This is a genomic window from Marinospirillum minutulum DSM 6287 (assembly GCF_000422325.1).
GTDB classification, from domain to species: domain Bacteria; phylum Pseudomonadota; class Gammaproteobacteria; order Pseudomonadales; family Halomonadaceae; genus Marinospirillum; species Marinospirillum minutulum.
The window spans coordinates 20,468-39,023 of the sequence record NZ_AULO01000012.1; the positions used below are offsets into that span (position 1 = coordinate 20,468).

Consider the following 18,556-nt stretch of genomic DNA (forward strand, 5'->3'; position numbering starts at 1 on the left):
ACTAAGATAGGTGCGGTTTGAATTGAACTATCATGTTTTTTAGGCTGTTTGGGAAGAAAAATATATATCCAGAAAGTCAAAGCATGTACAATTTCCTACCTTTTATTTTGGATCCACAGCCCTTGCAGCTGGGAACACATCTAGAAGTGTGTACAAGACAGTGTACAAACCTCTATATTTAAGCAGGCGAAACATAATTTATGTCCTCTAAAATCAATGCCCTACGCAATGTAGCCATTATTGCTCACGTTGACCATGGTAAAACCACTCTGGTTGACAGCCTTCTAAAACAGTCTGGAACACTTGATCGCCGTGAAGCGGAAAACGAACGTGTTATGGACTCTAACGACCAAGAAAAAGAGCGTGGCATTACAATCCTTGCCAAAAACACCGCCATTACTTGGAATGATTACCGCATCAACATTATTGACACCCCCGGCCACGCCGACTTTGGTGGTGAGGTTGAGCGCGTTTTGTCGATGGTAGATTCAGTACTCTTAGTTGTTGATGCAATCGACGGTCCTATGCCACAAACACGCTTTGTAACTCAAAAAGCTTTTGCTCGTGGTTTAAAGCCAATCGTTATTATTAACAAAATTGACCGTCCAGGTTCACGCCCTGACTGGGTAATGGATCAAATTTTTGATTTATTCGATAACCTAGGTGCAACTGAAGACCAACTAGATTTCCAAGTGGTTTATACCTCTGCACTGAATGGTATTGCTGGTTTAGACCCTGCTGAAATGGCAGAAAACATGGATCCGCTTTTCCAATCCATTGTTGATCTAGTACCCCCGCCCGAAGTAGATGCTGAAGGCAGCTTCCAAATGCAAATCTCTGCTTTGGATTATTCCAGCTATGTGGGTGTTATTGGTGTAGGTCGTATTACTCGCGGTCGTGCTTTGCCTAACCAACAGGTTGTGGTGATTGACCGTGAAGGTAAGCAGCGTAAAGCAAAATTAGGTCAAATAATGACTTACCACGGCTTACAGCGTAACGAATCACCAGAAGGTGCCGAAGCCGGTGATATTGTTTGTGTAACAGGTATCGACCCTCTATTTATTTCTGACACCCTGTGTGATCCAAATAACCCTGAGCCTATGCCACAACTAACCATTGATGAGCCAACGGTGACTATGACTTTCCAAGTCAACAATTCACCTTTTGCAGGTAAAGATGGTAAGTATGTTACTAGCCGTAATATCAAAGAGCGTTTAGAAAAAGAACTAGTACACAACGTAGCCTTACGCGTTGAAGAAACCGATAGCCCAGACCGTTTCCGTGTTTCTGGTCGTGGTGAGCTTCACCTTTCTGTTCTAATCGAAACCATGCGTCGCGAAGGTTACGAGCTAGGCGTTTCACGTCCTGAAGTAATTATTAAAACTGTAGATGGCGTTAAGCAAGAGCCCTATGAAGAAGTAATTATCGACGTTGAAGACCAGCACCAAGGTTCTATCATGGAAGAGTTAGGCAAGCGTAAAGCGCGTATGACTAACATGAACCCTGATGGTAAAGGTCGCACCCGTTTAGACTTTATTATTCCTTCACGTGGCCTAATTGGTTTCCGTAACCAGTTTATGACTATGACTTCAGGTACCGGTATTCTTACCAGTATTTTTGATCACTATGGTCCTTTATCTGAAGGCGCAGTTGAACACCGTAACAATGGTGTACTCGTTTCTATGTGTGCAGGTAAGGTTCTAGCCTACGCATTAGCAACACTGCAAGATCGTGGTCGTATGTTTGTTGGTACAGGTGTTGAAGTTTACGAAGGTATGATTGTTGGCATTAACTCTCGTGACAATGACATGGTTGTTAACCCAACTAAAGCCAAGAAGCTAGATAATATGCGTGCTTCAGGTAACGATGAAACCGTACAGCTAACGCCACCACTTAACTACAGTCTTGAACAAGCACTGGAGTTTATTGATGACGACGAGCTAGTTGAAGTAACGCCTAACTTCTTGCGTATGCGTAAAAAACTCTTAACAGAAAACGAGCGCAAGCGAGCTGGTAAAGTTTAATTTACCAGTAAGTAATAAGAAGGCGGCCAAAGGTCGCCTTTTTTACGACTAAAATTCAATAAGGAGCTAGCAATGGATTTCCGACGTTATTTAATTCCTATGGTTTTGCTAGGAATGATTATCTCGTTACTTTTGCCCCGAGGTGAAGAAACGGCTCCTGAAACCTCAGACGCAAAACAAGTTGAAGAGTCGCAAAGCCAGTCTTTAGCAAGCAAGGTGCGTAGTTATGGTGCTGGCACGGGTCGTGTTTATGGTTTAACCGATAATGACCGACGTGAGTTTAATTTAGGCGCTAACCCTGAAAGGCGTATTTTACAAGAATTAGGCAAGCGCCCAGACTTAATTCCACAAACAGCCGTATTAGGTGGCACTATGGCTTTTGTATTACATGAATCGGTGGTGCTAAACCGTCATTGGGTATTAGCCGTTTTTGAAGATGGGCATGTGCGTGGGCAAGCCTTGTATGAATACCAAATTAACGGCCAAGATGAATTTAGCTGGAAACTATTAGCTAGCCAGCCAGACTAGCTTTAAATTGCTTTTAAAAAAGTTACTGACGCTTTAAGTCTTTAAGAATAAAACGTGCTGGGTTAAGGCAGTTAACCAGCGCTTGCTCAAAAGGTGCTGGCTCCCCAACTAACAGACTAGCTAATAATTCTGAAGCTAAGGGAATACTAGCCAAACCACGTGAACCATGACCAAGATTTAGCCACAAACCTGAGCAGTTCCACTCGCTAGGAAAATCTGCAAGGGCAAGGTTTGACTGAGTAGAAGTATAGTTTTTTTGCCAAGCTCCAACATCAGGCACCTGCCCAACCAGCGGTAAATAATCCGGTGAAGCACAACGAAAACTAACCCGTCCATTAAGTGAGCTTGTCGATAGTTCAGCCAATAAAGTAGGTAATACCGCAGTTAATTCCTGCTGGTTTTGTAATTGATCTGTTTGACTTAGCTCAAGGCTTGAATCTTCAGCATCAAAGGTTGCTCCAAAGCAAAGGGTGTTATCCGCCGGTGGAAGGGCATAGCCTTTGCCACATACTACCGTGCGTGGTATTGCTTCTTGATTTAAATACCCTTTTAAAGGTAGATAGCTCACCTGTCCCCTAACGGCAGTAATTGGCAAGGTTTGACTAGGTGCAAAGTTTTTAGCCGCTGCCGCACAACAAATAACCACCTGTTGATAATTTTTATTGCCCTTAGCGGTTGCTAGCTGCCAAACTTTCTCTTCATTAGCTAGCTTAACCTGAGTTAAGCCTGTCACAGCTAGGTTGTTATAAAGGGTTAGCTTGTTCAGGGTTAAGTTGCTAAGCATTTTAGCTAGGTGTTCACTTAGTGCCTTAGGCTTCACCCAGCCAGCCCTTGGAAAAAACAAACCACCTGCGGTTGTTTTGCTGCCTGCTAGTTCACTGGCTTGGGTTTGATTAACTGCTTTTACTAGCGCTTGGGGTAATTGTTGGTTGGCTAAAAAGCGTTGCTGGCGCTTGGCTTCCCGCTCATTAGTAGCTAACTGAAGCACGCCAGTAGGCGACCAAAATTGCTGCTGCGGGTCTAGGTTTTCTAACCAGCGGCGTGAAAATTCCAAACCAGCTAAGTAAAAACGGCTAGAAGGGTTAGCATCCACGGCCAACTTAATATAAAGCGCCCCTTGTTTATTGCCCGACCCGCCTGAGGCAGGTGTTTGGGCTTCATAAAGATCGACTTTAAAGCCCCGTTTAATTAAAGCTTCTGCTGTAGCCAAACCTGCTAAGCCAGCACCAATAATAGCAATTGGCTGTGTTTTATTTATTGTTGAACTAGTTAAAGGAAGTGGTTTTTCATCGGTGACGGCTGGGTTGAATACACCACTTAGCATTTCTCTTTTGCGGCCAAAACCAGCCACTTTATTTACGTTAAAGCCTACCGCTTGTAAACCACGCTTCACAACGCCTGCGGAAGTAAACGTAGCAAAGGTGGTATTAGCATGGCTAGCCTTAGCTAGTGCCGTAAATAATTGCTCTGTCCACATACTCGGGTTTTTACTGGGTGCAAAACCATCTAAACACCAAGTATCAACCTTGCCAGCTAAGGCACTTAAATTACTAGCAGCATCGCCCAGTAATAAATCTACCGTAATGCGTGGATGAAGATTAAGGCGATGAAACCCCGAAATAGGCAAAGGATAGTTTTCTTCTACTAGCTGTGCCAAGTCGGAAAATTCAGGCCAAAAGGTATGCGCACGTTTTAAATCTTCAAGAGAGAGTGGGTAAAGCTCGGTGCTTATCCAATGCAATCTTGCTGTGGCTGGCGCTGTTTTTAAAAAGCTCGCCATAGCCACCAACAAATTTAAACCCGTACCAAAACCCGTTTCAGCCATAACAAAGGCTCGGTTTTGCGACCAGTTAAGCCAGCGTTCGGGCAGGTTGTTTTTCTGTAAAAAAACATAGTTACTTTCGGCAATGCCTTGCTCGCGTGAAAAATACACATCATCAAAATTTTCAGCAAAAGGTGTTGTTGCCTGCCAATCAAGTAGGGCAGTTTCTAGCTGGCGTGGTTGCAGATAATTAGCAAGTTCAGAGTTTACAGAAGTAGGCATAAATAACGGCTTAAGTGAGTAAAGAAGTAGATTCTAACCCTTTTAAAGTTAGATATTGACTTACTTAACATATTAACTAAAATGGTTTTAAGTCACCCAGCCTGATTAGTTAGGAAGCAGCCTGAGGAACGGCACTGGGATAATAAACTTAATAAATCGCACAACTACATAAGGTGCTCCCGGCATGTTAACAAAAGAGCAGATTCAAAACGCAGCAGACCGTCTTTATGAGGCTGAAGTTAATCGCCAACAAATTCCAGCTTTAACCCTAGATTATCCAGAAATGGGCATGGACGATGCTTATGCCGTTCAAAAGCAATGGGTAGATCGCAAAGTTGCTGATGGTCGCAGTGTTATAGGCTACAAAATTGGTTTAACTTCACGCGCTATGCAAATGTCTTCTAATATTGATGAGCCAGATTATGGCGTACTGTTAGACGATATGTTGTTTGAAGATGGCGCAACCATTAAAGCCGCTAATTTTTTAGACCCACGCATTGAAGCAGAGTTAGCCTTTGTTCTGAAAAAGCCCCTTTTTGGTGAAAATATCACCATCTTTGATGTACTCAATGCCACCGATTATGTCATTCCCTCTTTAGAACTAATCGCTGCACGTTGCCTACGCACCGATCCAAAAACAGGTTATACCCGCAAGGTTTACGACACCATCGCCGACAATGCTGCTAATGCGGGCCTAGTGCTAGGTGGCCGCCCGATTAAACCAACTGATATCGACCTACGTTGGGCAGGCTCTATGCTCTATTTGAATGGTCAAATTGAAGAAACCGGTTTAGCGGGTGGTGTGTTAGGCAACCCCTTAAAAGGCATTTGCTGGGTTTGTAAGCGTTTTGCACCCCACGGAATTTCTTTAGAGCCGGGTCAAATCATTCTTTCAGGCTCTTTTATTCGCCCTGTGCCTGTTAAAGCCGGTGATACCGTTCATGCTGACTTTGGTTCTTTAGGTGGCGTGACTCTTAACTTTGTCTAGCTTTGTAAACTTTGAATAACCTTCTAACCTAGTTAGCAAAAAATAGGAGGCAAGAAAATGGAATTACCTAAAAACCGTTTTAAACAAGGCCTAGCTACAGGTAAACCTCAGTATGGTCTTTGGTTGGGTTTGCCCGATAATTCAGCCGCAGAAATTGCTGCTGTGGCTGGTTTTGATTGGCTATTAATTGATGGTGAGCATGGTCCTTTTGACCTACGCACTATTATGTCGCACCTACAAGCCATGGCTCCCTATGATGTAGCGCCAATTGTGCGTTGCGTTGAAGGCAACACTGCCTTAATTAAGCAATTGCTAGATATAGGCGCACAAACCTTATTAGTGCCTATGGTAGAAACAGCCGAACAAGCCAAGCAATTAGTCAGCGCAGTTCGTTACCCACCCGAAGGCATTCGTGGTTTAGGTACGTCTTTGGCGCGTGCCGCACGTTGGAACCAAGTGCCTGGCTACCTTAAAAAAGCCAATGCAGAAATTTGTTTATTAGTGCAAGTAGAAACCGCTAGCGCTTTAGAAAACCTCGATGCCATTTTAGAAGTCGAAGGCGTAGACGGCGTTTTTATTGGCCCTTCAGACTTATCCGCTTCTATGGGTTATATCGGCGATGCTGGCAACCCCGTGGTAGTTGAAGCCATTAACACTGGGCTAAATAAAATTCGTGCCGCGGGTAAATATGCCGGTCTTTTATGTTTAGACCCTAGCCTAACTGCCAGCTACGTTAAGGCAGGCGCTAACTTTGTTGGCGTGGGTGTAGATACCATGATTTTGGCGCAAGAAACTCGCAAGCTGGCACAAAGTTTTAAAGACGGTGTGCCTATGACAGAAACTAAACCTCAAGCAGGTTACTAACAGTAAAGGTTAACTATGACAGCAACTCTTTTAGTCAACAGTAAGCTGGTCTGCGTCGCTCTTAATGATAAAGCGCAGCTTAAGGCTTTGGATGCTACTTTTAACCAAGCCCCCTACAACAAACCACCCACTCAGCCAGTACTTTATTACAAGCCACGCAACACTTGGAGTGTTGATACTGCTGAAGTGGAATGGGCAAAAGATTTTGATGGTAAAGATGTTCCAACTATGGTGGTTGGTGCAAGCTTGGGTGTAGTTATAGGTAAAGAAACTTGCCGTGTTAAGCCAGAAGAAGCACTAAGCTTTGTTGGTGGTTACACAGTGGTTGCCGACTATTCTTTACCCGAAGAAAACTACTACCGCCCAGACATTAAAGGTAAGTGTTTAGATACCAGCGCACCGGTTGGCCCAAGCCTTGTAGCGGCAGATAAAATTGCTCAGCCCGATGCATTAAGCGTAACCATTAAAGTGAATGGCGAACTAAAAAGCACCTTTGATCTTAGCCAAATGCAGCGCAGTGTTGCCGAGCTGATTAGCATTATTTCTAACATTATGACCTTGCAGGCGGGTGAAGTTATTGCGGTAGGTTTTGCTGGTGAGCGAGTTGCCCTAGCTAAAGGCGACAAGGTAGAAGCAGCCATAGCGGGTATTGGCACCCTGAATAACACTTTGGGAGGAATCTAAGCCATGAGATATGCACGTATTCTTGTTGAAGGCCGCGAGCTAGACATCACTATTGATGCACAAGACAAAATTACTACGCAAGAAGGCCAGTCAATTGATTTGCCCTTAGATTCAGACCAAATTACTTGGCTGCCACCGGTTAAAGAGCCGGGCACAATTTTTGCGCTAGGTCTTAACTATGCTGACCACGCCACTGAGCTAAACTTTGCGCCACCCAAAGAGCCGCTAGTATTTATTAAGCACGCTAACACGCTAACTGGCCATAAGCAGACCAGCTACCGCCCAGATAATATTGAATACCAACACTATGAGTGTGAGTTGGTTGCCGTTATTGGTAAACAAGGCAAAAATATCAAGCGTGAAGATGCGCTAGATTATGTTGCTGGTTATACGGTTTGTAATGACTTTGCGATACGTGATTACCTAGAAAACTACTACCGTCCTAACTTGCGTGTTAAAAGCCGTGACTCTTTATTACCTATGGGTCCTTGGATAGTTGATGTGGCGGATGTGCCTAATGCAAATAACCTACGTTTGACAACGACTGTAAACGGCAAGATTACCCAAGATGGCTCCACCAAAGACATGATTTTTGATGTGCCCTTCTTAATTGAATACCTAAGCAAAATTATGACGCTTAACCCAGGCGATATGATAGCTACAGGTACGCCCCACGGTGTTGCCGATATGCAGCCAGGTGACACAGTGGTATGCAGTATTGAAAGCATTTGTGACTTAGAAACACGCATCGTTTCTGAGCAAGAATACTATGGTAAAAACTACTAAAAGCTTCAGGAGAAAAGTATGAGCGATACCTTTGCAACCAATATGGAACGCGCCACAAAATACCTGGAGCGTTTTAAAAAAAATACAATTGGTCACTACATTAATGGTGAATTTACGTTAGGTAATGGCGGTCGTGAATACGACAACCTAACCCCAACGGATAACAGCGTAATTGGTAAAGTTATGGCGGGTTCAGTGGCAGATATGGATGCTGCCTGTGAAGCTGCTGAAAATGCCTTTGAAGCTTGGACTAACCTACCGGGTGCTGAACGTAAAAAACTACTGCACAAGTTTGCCGACCGTTTAGTTGAGCGCGCTGACGAAATTGCCTTAGTAGAATCCATGGATTGCGGCCAACCGATTCGTTTTATGAAGCAAGCGGCGCTACGTGGCGCGGCTAACTTCCGCTTCTTTGCTGATAAAGCACCCGAAGCGCGTGATGGCAAATCATCGCATCAAGAAGAACACACCAATATCACCATTCGCAATGCCATTGGCCCAGTGGGTATTATCACCCCTTGGAACACACCTTTTATGCTATCGACTTGGAAAATTGCCCCAGCACTAGCATCAGGCTGTACGGTAGTGCACAAACCTGCTGAACTAACGCCACTGAGCGCCTACATCTTGGCTGAAATTGCTGATGAAGTGTTGCCTAAGGGCGTGTGGAATATGGTTAATGGTTTTGGTGAAGACACAGGTAAGCGTTTAACTGAACACCCAGCCATTAAAGCGGTTGCGCTAGTAGGCGAAAGCGCCACAGGTTCACACATTATGCGTCAGGGTGCGGCTACACTTAAGCGTGTGCACTTTGAGCTAGGCGGCAAAAACCCCGTTATTGTGTTTGATGATGCCGATTTTGAACGCGCCTTAGATGCTGTAGTCTTTATGATCTACAGCCTAAACGGTCAGCGTTGCACTTCATCTAGCCGTTTACTAATTCAAAGCGGTATTAAAGACAAGTTCCTAGCCGCTTTAAAAGAGCGGGTAGGCAATATACGTGTTGGTCACTCGCTTGACCCAGAAACTGAAGTGGGTCCCTTGGTGCATGTTGAGCACTACAACAAGGTATTAAGCTACTTTGATATCGCCAAAGAAGACGGCGCTCAAACCCCCGTGGGCGGTAAGCGCATTACTGAACCTAAGGGTGAGTTTTCTGCAGCAGGTAACTACCTAGAACCAACCCTCTTCACCGGCGCAACCAGCAGTATGCGTATTGCCCAAGAAGAAATTTTTGGTCCAGTACTAACGGCAATTAGCTTTGACACTGAAGAAGAAGCCATTGCCATTGCTAATGACACTGACTATGGTTTGTCAGGTTACATTTGGACAGAAAACACCGGTCGTGCTATGCGTATGGGTCGGGCTGTTCAGTCGGGTATGCTCTGGGTTAACTCAGAAAATAACCGTAACCTACCTTCACCTTTTGGCGGCATTAAAATGTCGGGTATTGGCCGTGATGGTGGTGATTGGAGTTTTGATTTCTACATGGAAACCAAAAACATTTGTATAGCCCACGGTACGCACAAGGTACCAACGCTAGGCAAACACTAAGCTAGCCAGTTGTAACGGCAGGGCGAAGCAATTCGCTCTGCCACAACCAGTGGCTTCTATACTTGAGTAGCTAGCCATGAGTAAAGTTGATTTAAACGAGTGGATTCCTAACATAGTTTTGGGGCAAGATTATGACCAACGCTATGCCGACTCACCCATTCACTACGATATTCTAGAAAATTTAGCGGTATTTTTTGGCCGTGATATGCCCGTTCATCGTCACGCACAATATTTACAAATCCACTATTTTGATCGCGGTGAAATCCATTTTCAAATAGATGATAAAATCTATCACCTTAATGGCCCTGCTTTAATCCTTACGCCCCCCTCAGTTCCTCATTCTTTTTTATCTGCCCCTGAAGCTTGTGGCCATGTACTAACGGTTCATCAATCTCTGGTATGGCAATTATTGAAAGACGGTTTACAGCAGCAGCTAGGCAGCGAATTAAACCATGAGCTTTGCTTGAGTTACCAAGATTTAAATGAAGAAGATGCCATTCATTGGAAGCTGTTGGTGCAAACCTTTGAAGCGCTGGGTAGCGAGTGGAGCAATGACTTTCCAGCTAAAAATTTAACCCTACAAACCCTAGTACGTTTATTACTTATTCAGACAACACGAATTTCGACAAAAAAGGCAGTCAGCAGCCATATTAATAACGATGACCTGCAATACTTCCGCAAGTTTTCTAACCTTATTCAAGAGTGCTTTAAAGAGCACTGGCAGCTAAGCGCTTATGCTTCATCTTTAGGGATTTCAGAAAGCCGATTACATCAAGTTTGTCAGCGTATTGCTGATCAATCACCAAAGAAAATTGTGCACGACCGGCTAGTGCAAGAAGCTAAACGCTTATTAACCTTTACCAACCTTTCTAGTAGTGAAATTTGCTACCAGTTAGGCTTTAGTGACCCAGCCTATTTTTCACGTTTTTTTAAACGCAATACAGGCGTAACAACACAAAACTATCGTCAACAGTTTTCTTAAATACCAGCCGCTAGATTAAAGCTTTATATATTAAAGTTAAGTCGTTAAAATCAGCAGCATATTTTCTAATCACTTTAATAAATTTTGCGATCCTAAATGTTAGCTACCCAGCGTACGGTCCAAATGCGTAAATACGAAGAATCTTTACCACTTAAGCTGTTAAAAGCACGAGAAGTCACTATGAACTTCTTTCGTCCTGTGCTGCAAGAAATCCCCTTAACTGAACAACAGTGGCGGGTTATTCGTGCTTTGGCAGAACACAAAGAACTAGAGTCTAAGCAGCTAGCTGATTTATGTTGCATTCTAAGCCCTAGTTTAACGGGCATTATTAACCGCCTAGAGCAGCAGAACTATATTAAGCGCAGGCGTTCATCAGATGATCAGCGACGTATATTGATATCTTTAACCATTAAAGCTAAAGAAATGTTTGAAGTGACGGCCCCCCTTTTAGAAGAGCGTTACCAGCAAATAACCGAGCAATTTACTGAAGAAAATCTAGTAGAGTTAAGTCTTCTACTCAATAAACTAAGCAAACTTCAGCCGAGTAAATAGTAAAGTAAGGGATGAGCAACCCTTGCAGGCTGCTCAGATGTTAACTAGCTAAAAGCCAGTGGCTAGTCAAAGAGTGGAATCACTAGAACGGGTCGTTTGGAGTGGCTTAAGGTTTTAGAGGCAGTCGAGCCAAGGAATACTTGTTCTAGGGTACGGTTTTTTCGTGTTCCCATAACAATTACATCAGCATCTATTTCATCAGCAACTTTTATGATGGTTTTCCAAGGTGTGCCCTCTTCAACCCTAACATCAATTTGATCTGGCTTTAAGTTAGAGTCATCTTTTAGCTCTTGCTCACAGAAGCGCTCTAACCTGTCTTGTACTTTGTTTCTTAGTTTAGCTACACCTTCTTTAAGCAGTTCTTCAACTTCCTGTTTGTCCATCATATTGCTTAAAATCCCTCTGGCAGTACCTGAAACAGACTCAAGTACGTGCAAGTAGGTAAGCTTAGATTCATAGTGACTACATAAGCTAACAGCAGCCCGAAACGCAGGGCGTGCGCCCTGATCTAAATCTGAAACATAAAGAATTTTTTTAAAATCTGACAGCATCTTAACCTCCAAATAGGGGTGATTCTGTTTTGCTAGGTTTTACTCACTTCCTTAGCGGTATAACAGCTGAGGTAAGAAGAGCGTAATCTGTGCAATAAATAAAACGAGCAAAAGGCGAATAATATCCACAAACCAGAAGGGTGTTACGCCTTTAAATATCGTTCCAGTTTTAATATCTCGAATAACCGCACTAAGCACAAATACATTCATACCGACAGGTGGTGTTATTAGACTAATTTCTATTGCTATAACAACAGCAATACCAAACCAAACTAAATCATAGCCTAAGCTAGCTACCACCGGGTAAAAAATAGGAATGGTTAGTAGCATCATGGAAAGACTTTCAAAAATCATACCCAACAATAGATAAATCCCCATAATGGCTAGAATAACCACAATAGGCGCTACATCCATAGTTGTTACTAACTCAAGCAAATAGCCAGGTAAGCCTGCACGGTTAACAAAATCAGAGAAAATAAGCGCACCAATAATTACAACAAAAAGCATTACCGTGGTACGGGCTGTATCGCTTAAAGTCTCAAACAGGGTTGTCCAAGTCAGCGACTTTCTAAGCAAAGCAATTAAAAAAGCACCACCTGCACCGATACCCGCCGCTTCGGTAGGGGTGAAAACACCTAGGTAAATACCACCCATAACCAATACAAAAAGACTCAGAATGCCAATAACGCCCTTTAAAGCAATAAAGCGTTCTTTCCAAGGCATTTTATCGCCCGCAGGGCCAGCAGAAGGGTCGCGCCAAACCACCCAGCGCACTGCTGCCATATAAAAAAGAATACCCATAATGCCAGGCACTAAACCCGCCGCAAAAAGCTCACGAATACTGGTTTCAGTTAGTAGGCCATAAACAACCAGAATAACGCTAGGCGGAATTAGAATACCCAAGGTGCCACCGGCTGCGATAGTTGCCGAGGCTAAAGAATCGCTGTAACCGTATTTACGCATAGAAGGCATGGCAACCCTTGCCATGGTGGCAGAAGTAGCCAAACTAGAACCGCTAATAGCAGAAAAACCACCACAAGCAACCACTGTTGCCATGGCTAAACCACCTTTACGATGGCCTAAAAAAGCATTAGAGGCATTGTATAGTTCATGCGATAAACCAGAGCGCATAACCAAGTTACCCATTAAAATAAATAAGGGAATAATGGATAAACTATAATTTTGTACCGTATCGGCAACTCGGTTGGCTGCCATAGATAAAACACCCGTCCAGCGAAAAGAGCCAAGGTTATCCCAGCCTAAACCCATCATCACGGCAAAACCGAAGAAGCCAACAAGACCCATTGCAAAGGCAATGGGCATTCGCACAACAATAATAATAAAAAGAAGAACAGCAAAGCCGATCAGCATGATAGACATAAGGAATACCTATTAAAGCTTCTAGTTAGATTTATCTTGGAACAAGATACGATAAACACCATAGGTGATCATGCCTACAGCAGTAATCCAGCTCATAATTGCTATGTACTGCACCAGATAACCACTGGGAATACCCAGAAACTCAGTTACTTCACCACGACGAATAGAGCGTGCACCTAGTTCAAAAATGCGCTTGCCCAAGAAGTAAAAGGAAACAGAAATAGTTAAAGCAGCAATTAAAGATAAAGCTTTAAGTAATAAGGAACTTAAATAATTATCTAGCAAATCAACAACGATATGACCGCCTCGCCAAGTAACCACAGGCATAACAGCAAAAACAAGAATTGCCATACTTATTTGTGTTAGTTCTATAGCGCCAGGTATAGGGTTGTTAAAGACATAACGACCAACAACATCTATACAGGTTATTAGCATAAGCGCCATAAGCATAATGGCTGCTATCAGCTCGAGTAGAAAGGCCAGCCAACGGGCTGGCCCCTTCTCGTCATATTGCGCCTTTAACCAGGCAGTAAATGACATCACTAGACTCCTAGTTTTTTGGCTTATAGCTACGTGCATAGCTGCGTAAGTCTTTTAGAGCCTGACGCGCATTTACACCTTTCTTACCTTTAACACTCTCAATCCAAGCTTCATCCATACCCTTGATTAGCTCGTTGAATTCAAGTGTCATCTTGTCGTTGGGGCCTAGCTCAACAATGTTTACACCCTTTTCACGTGCATATTTCAAGCCTTCGGTATCAGCCATATCCCAAGCCTTACCAGCTAGCGCGGATAGTTTTTCACCCGAAACACTACGAATGGCTTTAGCATCTTTAGCGCTTAAAGAATCCATAAATACAGGATCAATAAACATAGAGAAGCTACCTAGGTACATACCACCAGGAAACAAGGTTAGGTTAGGAGCAACTTCGTTTAGGCGTAAAGAGCTCTGCTCTTGTGCTGGCATAAACACACCATCAATAACGCCCTGCTGGAGTAGTTCATAAACTTGTGGGCCAGGTGCGGCAACCGGTGTTACACCCATGCGCTCAGCAAGTTGCGACTGTACACCACCACCAATACGAATACGCTTATTGCGTAAATCACTTAGGCTGGAAATAGGCTCACGGCTATGAAGCTGGCCAGGACCGTGGGTTAAAAATGCTAGCAGTTCTAAACCTTCGTATTCTTTGGCTTTAGCAAAATGCTTTTGGTGAACTTTCCAAAGGGCAACAGAAGCCGCTTCAGCATTAACGCCCATACCGGGTTGTTCTACAGCTAGGGGTAAGGTGAAACGACCAGGTAGGTAGCCAGTAAAGCTCCAACCTGCATTAATCACACCATCTTCTACTAGCTGGTAATAAGAACGAGGATGACCTAAATCGTGTTCAATTTTTACTTTTACACGACCATCAGTGGCCTCTTCTACCCATTCAGCCCAAGTAGGCCAAACAACAGTGTTCATAGGGTTGCTAGGTGGCATCCAAGTACCAACAACTAGGGTTGTTGCAGCAGATGCAATCGCTGAACTACCCATACCTAGGGTTAGCAGGGTTGCTGCAGCAAAGGTTTTAATTGATTTGCTCGTTACTTTCATGGCGTGTCTCCGCTCGTTTATTATTGTGTTACACGACTTGAAGCAATTAACGCTAGGCTAAAGCTTCTTCAAAAAATGGCTGTTTATTCATCTTGCTAGTGCTAATTAAAACTTACCCCCTATATTTTTGTTTTATTTGGGCACCTATTTACTGGCTGGTAAAAAGTGAGTGAATATTGTTTTTGTTGAACTTAAGCACTGGGTCAAGTTCAGTCATTTCAAAAGAAATTTGGCAATAGCTTTTATCGGTAATGGGCTGCATCCAATCGCATAAAATTTTGAAAACATTTTCAGCAACTGTTTTTTTAAGATCCATGTCTCGACCATGGCCTATCTTTAAATTCAAGTTAAGAAAGGCAAAATCCTCACGACCATCGGCAACTCGGAAGTCATTGCAGCGAATGGCACGGCTGCGAACGCCACCTAGAGGAAAAGCACCGGTAGAAACAACATACTCATGCAGCTGTTTGAACAAGGGTTGGAACTCAAGGCGGTCGTGCAAATTGCCTGAATACTCAACAATAAAATGTGGCATTTCAGTACCTCTTTAAGCGTGTTAACTAAATCTAATTAACATATTAAGCTTTGTCAACATGGCAGATTTATTTCCTTCTAGAAAATTAGATTAAGTATTTGATTTTGAACGAGTTAATGCTAGTGAAGTAAAGGAGGCAACGCCTGCTAAACCGATTAAAAGTGACATAGTTAAGGGGGTTCCATCGTGCAGGTTGCTTACTAAAAAGCTAGCTAAAGCACCTAAACCAAACTGTATAGCTATGGCTATACCAGCGGCTGCACCAGCACGTTCTGGGAAGCAAGCCAGTAGGCTAGCCATGCAATTAGCCCCCAAAACGCCAGTTACACTGACAAAGCCTAATAGCGCGATAACAATTAAAGGCAAGCCGCCCACACCTGTAAAGCCTGCAAAAAGCAATAATAAGCCAGAGGTTGCGGCTAACCCTGCACCTATCACTAGCAGGCGTTGTGTGCCAAAGCGGCCAACATAACGCGCATTTAGGCTTACTAGTAGAATAATTCCACCAATATTTAAGCTAAAAAGCCAAGCATAGGTTTGGGGAGTTACACCAAAGTATTCAATATAAACAAAGGGGGAGGCAGTAATGTAGGCAAACATACCGGCAAAGGTAAGCGACATGCAAAGAATGTAGCCAACAGCTAGAGGCTGTAAAAGAATTTGTAGGTAAGCTTTAAAAACAGCAGCAATACTAGTGCCACGGGATGAGCCATGGTGGGTTTCAGGTATTTTTAAGCTAGTTGCTAGCAGAATAATGGCAGCAAAAACAAAAAGAACAATAAAAAGTGAGCGCCAACCAGCAAGTAAAATTAAGTAGCCACCAACTAAAGGCGCTATCAAAGTGGCAAGCATGGTTACCAAGTGCATTAACGACAGCACTCTGGCTGCTTCATTAATAGGGAAAAGGTCTCTAACAATAGCACGCGCCAGAACTGAAGCTGCTGCAGCACCTAAGGCTTGTAAAAAACGTGCATAAATTAAAATTTCAGCACTGGTGGCTAAAAAACAACCAATACTAGCCACTAAGTAAAGTGTAATACCACCAAGCAATAGTTTTCTTCGCCCAAACTTGTCTGAAAGCGGGCCATAAAACAGCATTCCAAAAAAAAGACCTATTAAGAAGGCACTAATGGTTAGCTGAATGTCTGCTTGGCTTGCTTGTAAGTCTGAAGCGATTAAAGGCAAGCTAGGCAAATACATATCTATAGACAGTGGACCAAAAGCAACTAGCGCAGCTAGCAGCACTATAAGCCTAGAAGGATTGCTTACTTGAGGCATGGTTTTCTTCTCGTTAGAAAATAACAGACCAGCCATAACTGGCCTGTTAAATACCAAGTGTTATAAACGGCTAGAGCCGGGTAAAAAGCTTTCAGTTACCGAAGCTTGTGGCCCAGGTACTTCTTTACCCGTTACAGGTGAAACGGGGAAGATAGCGTTAATTTGCCCCGTACCTGAACTGCCAAAGTAAGGTGTAACAACCTCAGCTTTTTGGTCATATTCAGACCAGCCCAAAGCGCCTAACAACATAGCAGTATCGTGCATAAAACCTTCACCATGTCCCTTGGCAGCATATTCAGGCAACATGGCGCAGAAGTCTGCCCATTCGCCTTTTTCCCACATTTCTACAACACTGTGGTCTAGGCGCTCTAGGAAGGGGCTCCAAACCTTGTTAGAAAAATCAGGCGCTTGGCCATTTTGAGCAAAACGGTGGGAAAGTGAACCGCTTGCCAAAAAAGCCACCTTGCCATCATAGTGTTTTTCAATGGCTTCACGCATTGCCCAACCTAAGCGGGCACTGTCATTTAGGTAATGAACCGTACACATGGCTGAAACAGAGATCACTTTAAAGTGACGGTCTTCATTCATATAACGCATAGGTACTAGCGTGCCATATTCAGGGTCTAGCGTGGTTTTGTCATGCGCCAAAGTTTCAACACCTTGTGCATTACATTCAGCGGCTAGAATTTTGCCTAGCTCTGGGTTGCCATCGTATTCAAACTTCATGTTGGCAATAAAGTGCGGTAATTCGTTACTGGTGTAATCGCCTTTAAAATGCTCGCCACAGTTAATGTGGTAGTTGGCATTTACCAGCCAGTGCGTATCAAAGACTACGATGGTATCTACGCCTAGTTCACGGCAACGGCGGCCAATTTCTATATGGCCATCAATAGCGGCCTGACGTGAACCTTTTTGTGGGCCATCCAGCTCTGATAAGTACATGGATGGTACGTGTGTTATTTTTGCAGCTAAAGCTAGCTTACCCATAGAGTTACCCTCTTTTATAAAGTAATTAAACGTTAGGTGTTGCTTGCTGGTTAATTTTCCAGCTATAAAAATGTGTAAAAAAGGCTAAGCAAGTAGCCAGTAAAATTCCGCCAAATACCCAGTTAATATTAAAACTCATTAAGTAAGGCACGCTTTGCGCTATTAGCGCGCCAATAAAAAGCTGGATAAAACCCATTACGCCTGAAGCAGTACCCGCCGCACCTGAACTACTACTAATTGCCGCCAGTTGTGCATTAGGTTGACTTAAACCCCGACCAAAAATAATTAATGCCATAGGAAAAAATAAGCGGGTAAAACTCAGCTCTGCTGTGAGCGCAAAGCTTAAAAGAAGCCCCGCGCCTAAAATGGCTAGGCTGTTACCTAATAAAATGGTTTGGTCGACACTAAGAAACTTAGCTAAGTGGGTAGATAAATAGCCACCAGCAATAAAAGAAAAAGACACACTTAAAAACCAAACACCAAAGTCTGCGGAATTACCCTCTAGTTGATTAGCAACCAAATAGGGTGAGCTACCTACAAATAAATAGAAAGCAGCGGCTAAAGCGGTGGTGGATAGAACATAACCTAAGTATTGGCCTGAACTAAACACTTGGCTGTAGCGTTTAAAAACAGCCATAAAACTTAAGCTAGTGCTTTTTTCAGCAGTGGTTTCTGGTAAAAACTTAAGCGCTAATAAAAAAACCAAACTGCCCATAAAAACAGACAGGTAAAAAATAGAATTCCAGCCTGACCAGAGGTTTAAAAACCCACCAAGGGTAGGTGCTATGGCCTGAGCAACGGCTATCGCCATCACCAAATAACCCATACGACTGGCTGCGCCACTTCTGCCATAGGTGTCTAGCAAAATAGTGCGGGCTAGCGTCATGGCAGCACTGCCACCTAAGGCTTGTAAAACACGTCCGACAATTAATGCTTCTATCGACCCTGCTAAGGCAGCCAATAAGCTGCCTACTAAATGCAAGGCAAAACCCGTAAGAATGACAGGGCGACGACCGTAATAATCTGCTAACTGACCGCTGAGTAATTGACCAACTGCTAGGGTGAACAAATAAAGCGTAAAGGTTAGCTGAATAGTCGCTATGTCTGTATTCAAAGCTACCGCAGCATCGGGCATGGCTGGCACAAAAGCATTTAAAGCCAAGGGACTGGCCATGGCAATAAAGGTTAATAAGGTAAGCGATGGCACTGCTGGCTTCATGGT

The 18,556-nt window shown here is 43.5% G+C and carries 18 protein-coding genes; 9 read left to right on the top strand and 9 right to left on the bottom strand.

The genetic code is table 11. The features are described from left to right. The first annotated feature begins 200 nt into the window (after positions 1-200). Both typA and H571_RS15515 read left to right on the top strand, forming a co-directional pair. On the top strand, positions 201-2,024 hold the full coding sequence (gene typA / locus H571_RS0107085; RefSeq protein WP_027848688.1) for a translational GTPase TypA: 1,824 nt from the start codon (positions 201-203) through the stop codon (positions 2,022-2,024). Between the two features lie 72 nt (positions 2,025-2,096). After that, positions 2,097-2,552 (top strand): hypothetical protein, encoded by a 456-nt coding sequence (locus tag H571_RS15515; RefSeq protein ID WP_051168215.1) that lies wholly within the window; start codon positions 2,097-2,099, stop codon positions 2,550-2,552. Between the two features lie 22 nt (positions 2,553-2,574). On the opposite strand, the gene mnmC is transcribed toward H571_RS15515, so the two are convergent. Further along, positions 2,575-4,596, bottom strand: coding sequence for a bifunctional tRNA (5-methylaminomethyl-2-thiouridine)(34)-methyltransferase MnmC2/FAD-dependent 5-carboxymethylaminomethyl-2-thiouridine(34) oxidoreductase MnmC1 (gene mnmC / locus H571_RS0107095; protein WP_027848689.1), 2,022 nt, complete (start codon positions 4,594-4,596; stop codon positions 2,575-2,577). A gap of 184 nt (positions 4,597-4,780) precedes the next feature. Between mnmC and hpaH the strand changes: the two genes are divergently transcribed. The 7 genes from hpaH (at position 4,781) to hpaR (ending at position 11,006) form a co-directional block, all read left to right on the top strand. Continuing rightward, positions 4,781-5,584, top strand: a complete 804-nt coding sequence (gene hpaH / locus H571_RS0107100; RefSeq protein ID WP_027848690.1) for a 2-oxo-hept-4-ene-1,7-dioate hydratase — start codon at positions 4,781-4,783, stop codon at positions 5,582-5,584. A 57-nt stretch (positions 5,585-5,641) separates the two neighbouring features. Then, positions 5,642-6,448 carry a 4-hydroxy-2-oxoheptanedioate aldolase gene (gene hpaI, locus H571_RS0107105; protein WP_027848691.1) on the top strand — a complete coding sequence of 269 codons (807 nt, stop codon included), beginning with the start codon at positions 5,642-5,644 and terminating at the stop codon, positions 6,446-6,448. 15 nt (positions 6,449-6,463) lie between these two features. Beyond that, positions 6,464-7,132: a fumarylacetoacetate hydrolase family protein gene (locus H571_RS0107110; protein ID WP_027848692.1), complete on the top strand. Its 669-nt coding sequence runs from the start codon at positions 6,464-6,466 to the stop codon at positions 7,130-7,132. A gap of 3 nt (positions 7,133-7,135) precedes the next feature. Further along, positions 7,136-7,918 carry a fumarylacetoacetate hydrolase family protein gene (locus H571_RS0107115; RefSeq protein WP_027848693.1) on the top strand — a complete coding sequence of 261 codons (783 nt, stop codon included), beginning with the start codon at positions 7,136-7,138 and terminating at the stop codon, positions 7,916-7,918. An 18-nt stretch (positions 7,919-7,936) separates the two neighbouring features. Next, complete coding sequence (hpaE, locus tag H571_RS0107120) at positions 7,937-9,472, top strand: 5-carboxymethyl-2-hydroxymuconate semialdehyde dehydrogenase (RefSeq protein WP_027848694.1); 1,536 nt, start codon at positions 7,937-7,939, stop codon at positions 9,470-9,472. A gap of 76 nt (positions 9,473-9,548) precedes the next feature. Next, positions 9,549-10,454 carry a 4-hydroxyphenylacetate catabolism regulatory protein HpaA gene (gene hpaA / locus H571_RS0107125; RefSeq protein ID WP_027848695.1) on the top strand — a complete coding sequence of 302 codons (906 nt, stop codon included), beginning with the start codon at positions 9,549-9,551 and terminating at the stop codon, positions 10,452-10,454. 96 nt (positions 10,455-10,550) lie between these two features. After that, positions 10,551-11,006 carry a homoprotocatechuate degradation operon regulator HpaR gene (hpaR, locus tag H571_RS0107130; RefSeq protein ID WP_245562334.1) on the top strand — a complete coding sequence of 152 codons (456 nt, stop codon included), beginning with the start codon at positions 10,551-10,553 and terminating at the stop codon, positions 11,004-11,006. A 62-nt stretch (positions 11,007-11,068) separates the two neighbouring features. Here the strand turns inward: hpaR and H571_RS0107135 are convergent, their stop codons facing one another. The 8 genes from H571_RS0107135 to H571_RS0107170 all read right to left on the bottom strand — a co-directional run bounded on the left by H571_RS0107135 (position 11,069) and on the right by H571_RS0107170 (position 18,553). Next, on the bottom strand, positions 11,069-11,557 hold the full coding sequence (locus H571_RS0107135) for a universal stress protein (protein WP_027848697.1): 489 nt from the start codon (positions 11,555-11,557) through the stop codon (positions 11,069-11,071). A gap of 51 nt (positions 11,558-11,608) precedes the next feature. Next, positions 11,609-12,937 (bottom strand): TRAP transporter large permease, encoded by a 1,329-nt coding sequence (locus tag H571_RS0107140; RefSeq protein ID WP_027848698.1) that lies wholly within the window; start codon positions 12,935-12,937, stop codon positions 11,609-11,611. A 21-nt stretch (positions 12,938-12,958) separates the two neighbouring features. Beyond that, positions 12,959-13,477: a TRAP transporter small permease gene (locus tag H571_RS0107145; RefSeq protein WP_027848699.1), complete on the bottom strand. Its 519-nt coding sequence runs from the start codon at positions 13,475-13,477 to the stop codon at positions 12,959-12,961. A 10-nt stretch (positions 13,478-13,487) separates the two neighbouring features. Further along, entirely contained in the window at positions 13,488-14,534 is a 1,047-nt protein-coding gene (locus tag H571_RS0107150) for a TRAP transporter substrate-binding protein (protein ID WP_027848700.1), read from the bottom strand. Between the two features lie 148 nt (positions 14,535-14,682). Next, complete coding sequence (locus H571_RS0107155; protein ID WP_027848701.1) at positions 14,683-15,069, bottom strand: 5-carboxymethyl-2-hydroxymuconate Delta-isomerase; 387 nt, start codon at positions 15,067-15,069, stop codon at positions 14,683-14,685. Between the two features lie 90 nt (positions 15,070-15,159). Then, the gene (locus H571_RS0107160) at positions 15,160-16,347 is read right to left on the bottom strand and encodes a Bcr/CflA family multidrug efflux MFS transporter (protein WP_027848702.1); all 1,188 of its coding nucleotides are present in this window, start codon (positions 16,345-16,347) and stop codon (positions 15,160-15,162) included. 60 nt (positions 16,348-16,407) lie between these two features. Then, positions 16,408-17,334 (bottom strand): 3,4-dihydroxyphenylacetate 2,3-dioxygenase, encoded by a 927-nt coding sequence (hpaD, locus tag H571_RS0107165; protein WP_027848703.1) that lies wholly within the window; start codon positions 17,332-17,334, stop codon positions 16,408-16,410. A gap of 25 nt (positions 17,335-17,359) precedes the next feature. Continuing rightward, positions 17,360-18,553, bottom strand: a complete 1,194-nt coding sequence (locus H571_RS0107170) for a multidrug effflux MFS transporter (RefSeq protein ID WP_027848704.1) — start codon at positions 18,551-18,553, stop codon at positions 17,360-17,362. Positions 18,554-18,556 lie beyond the last annotated feature (3 nt).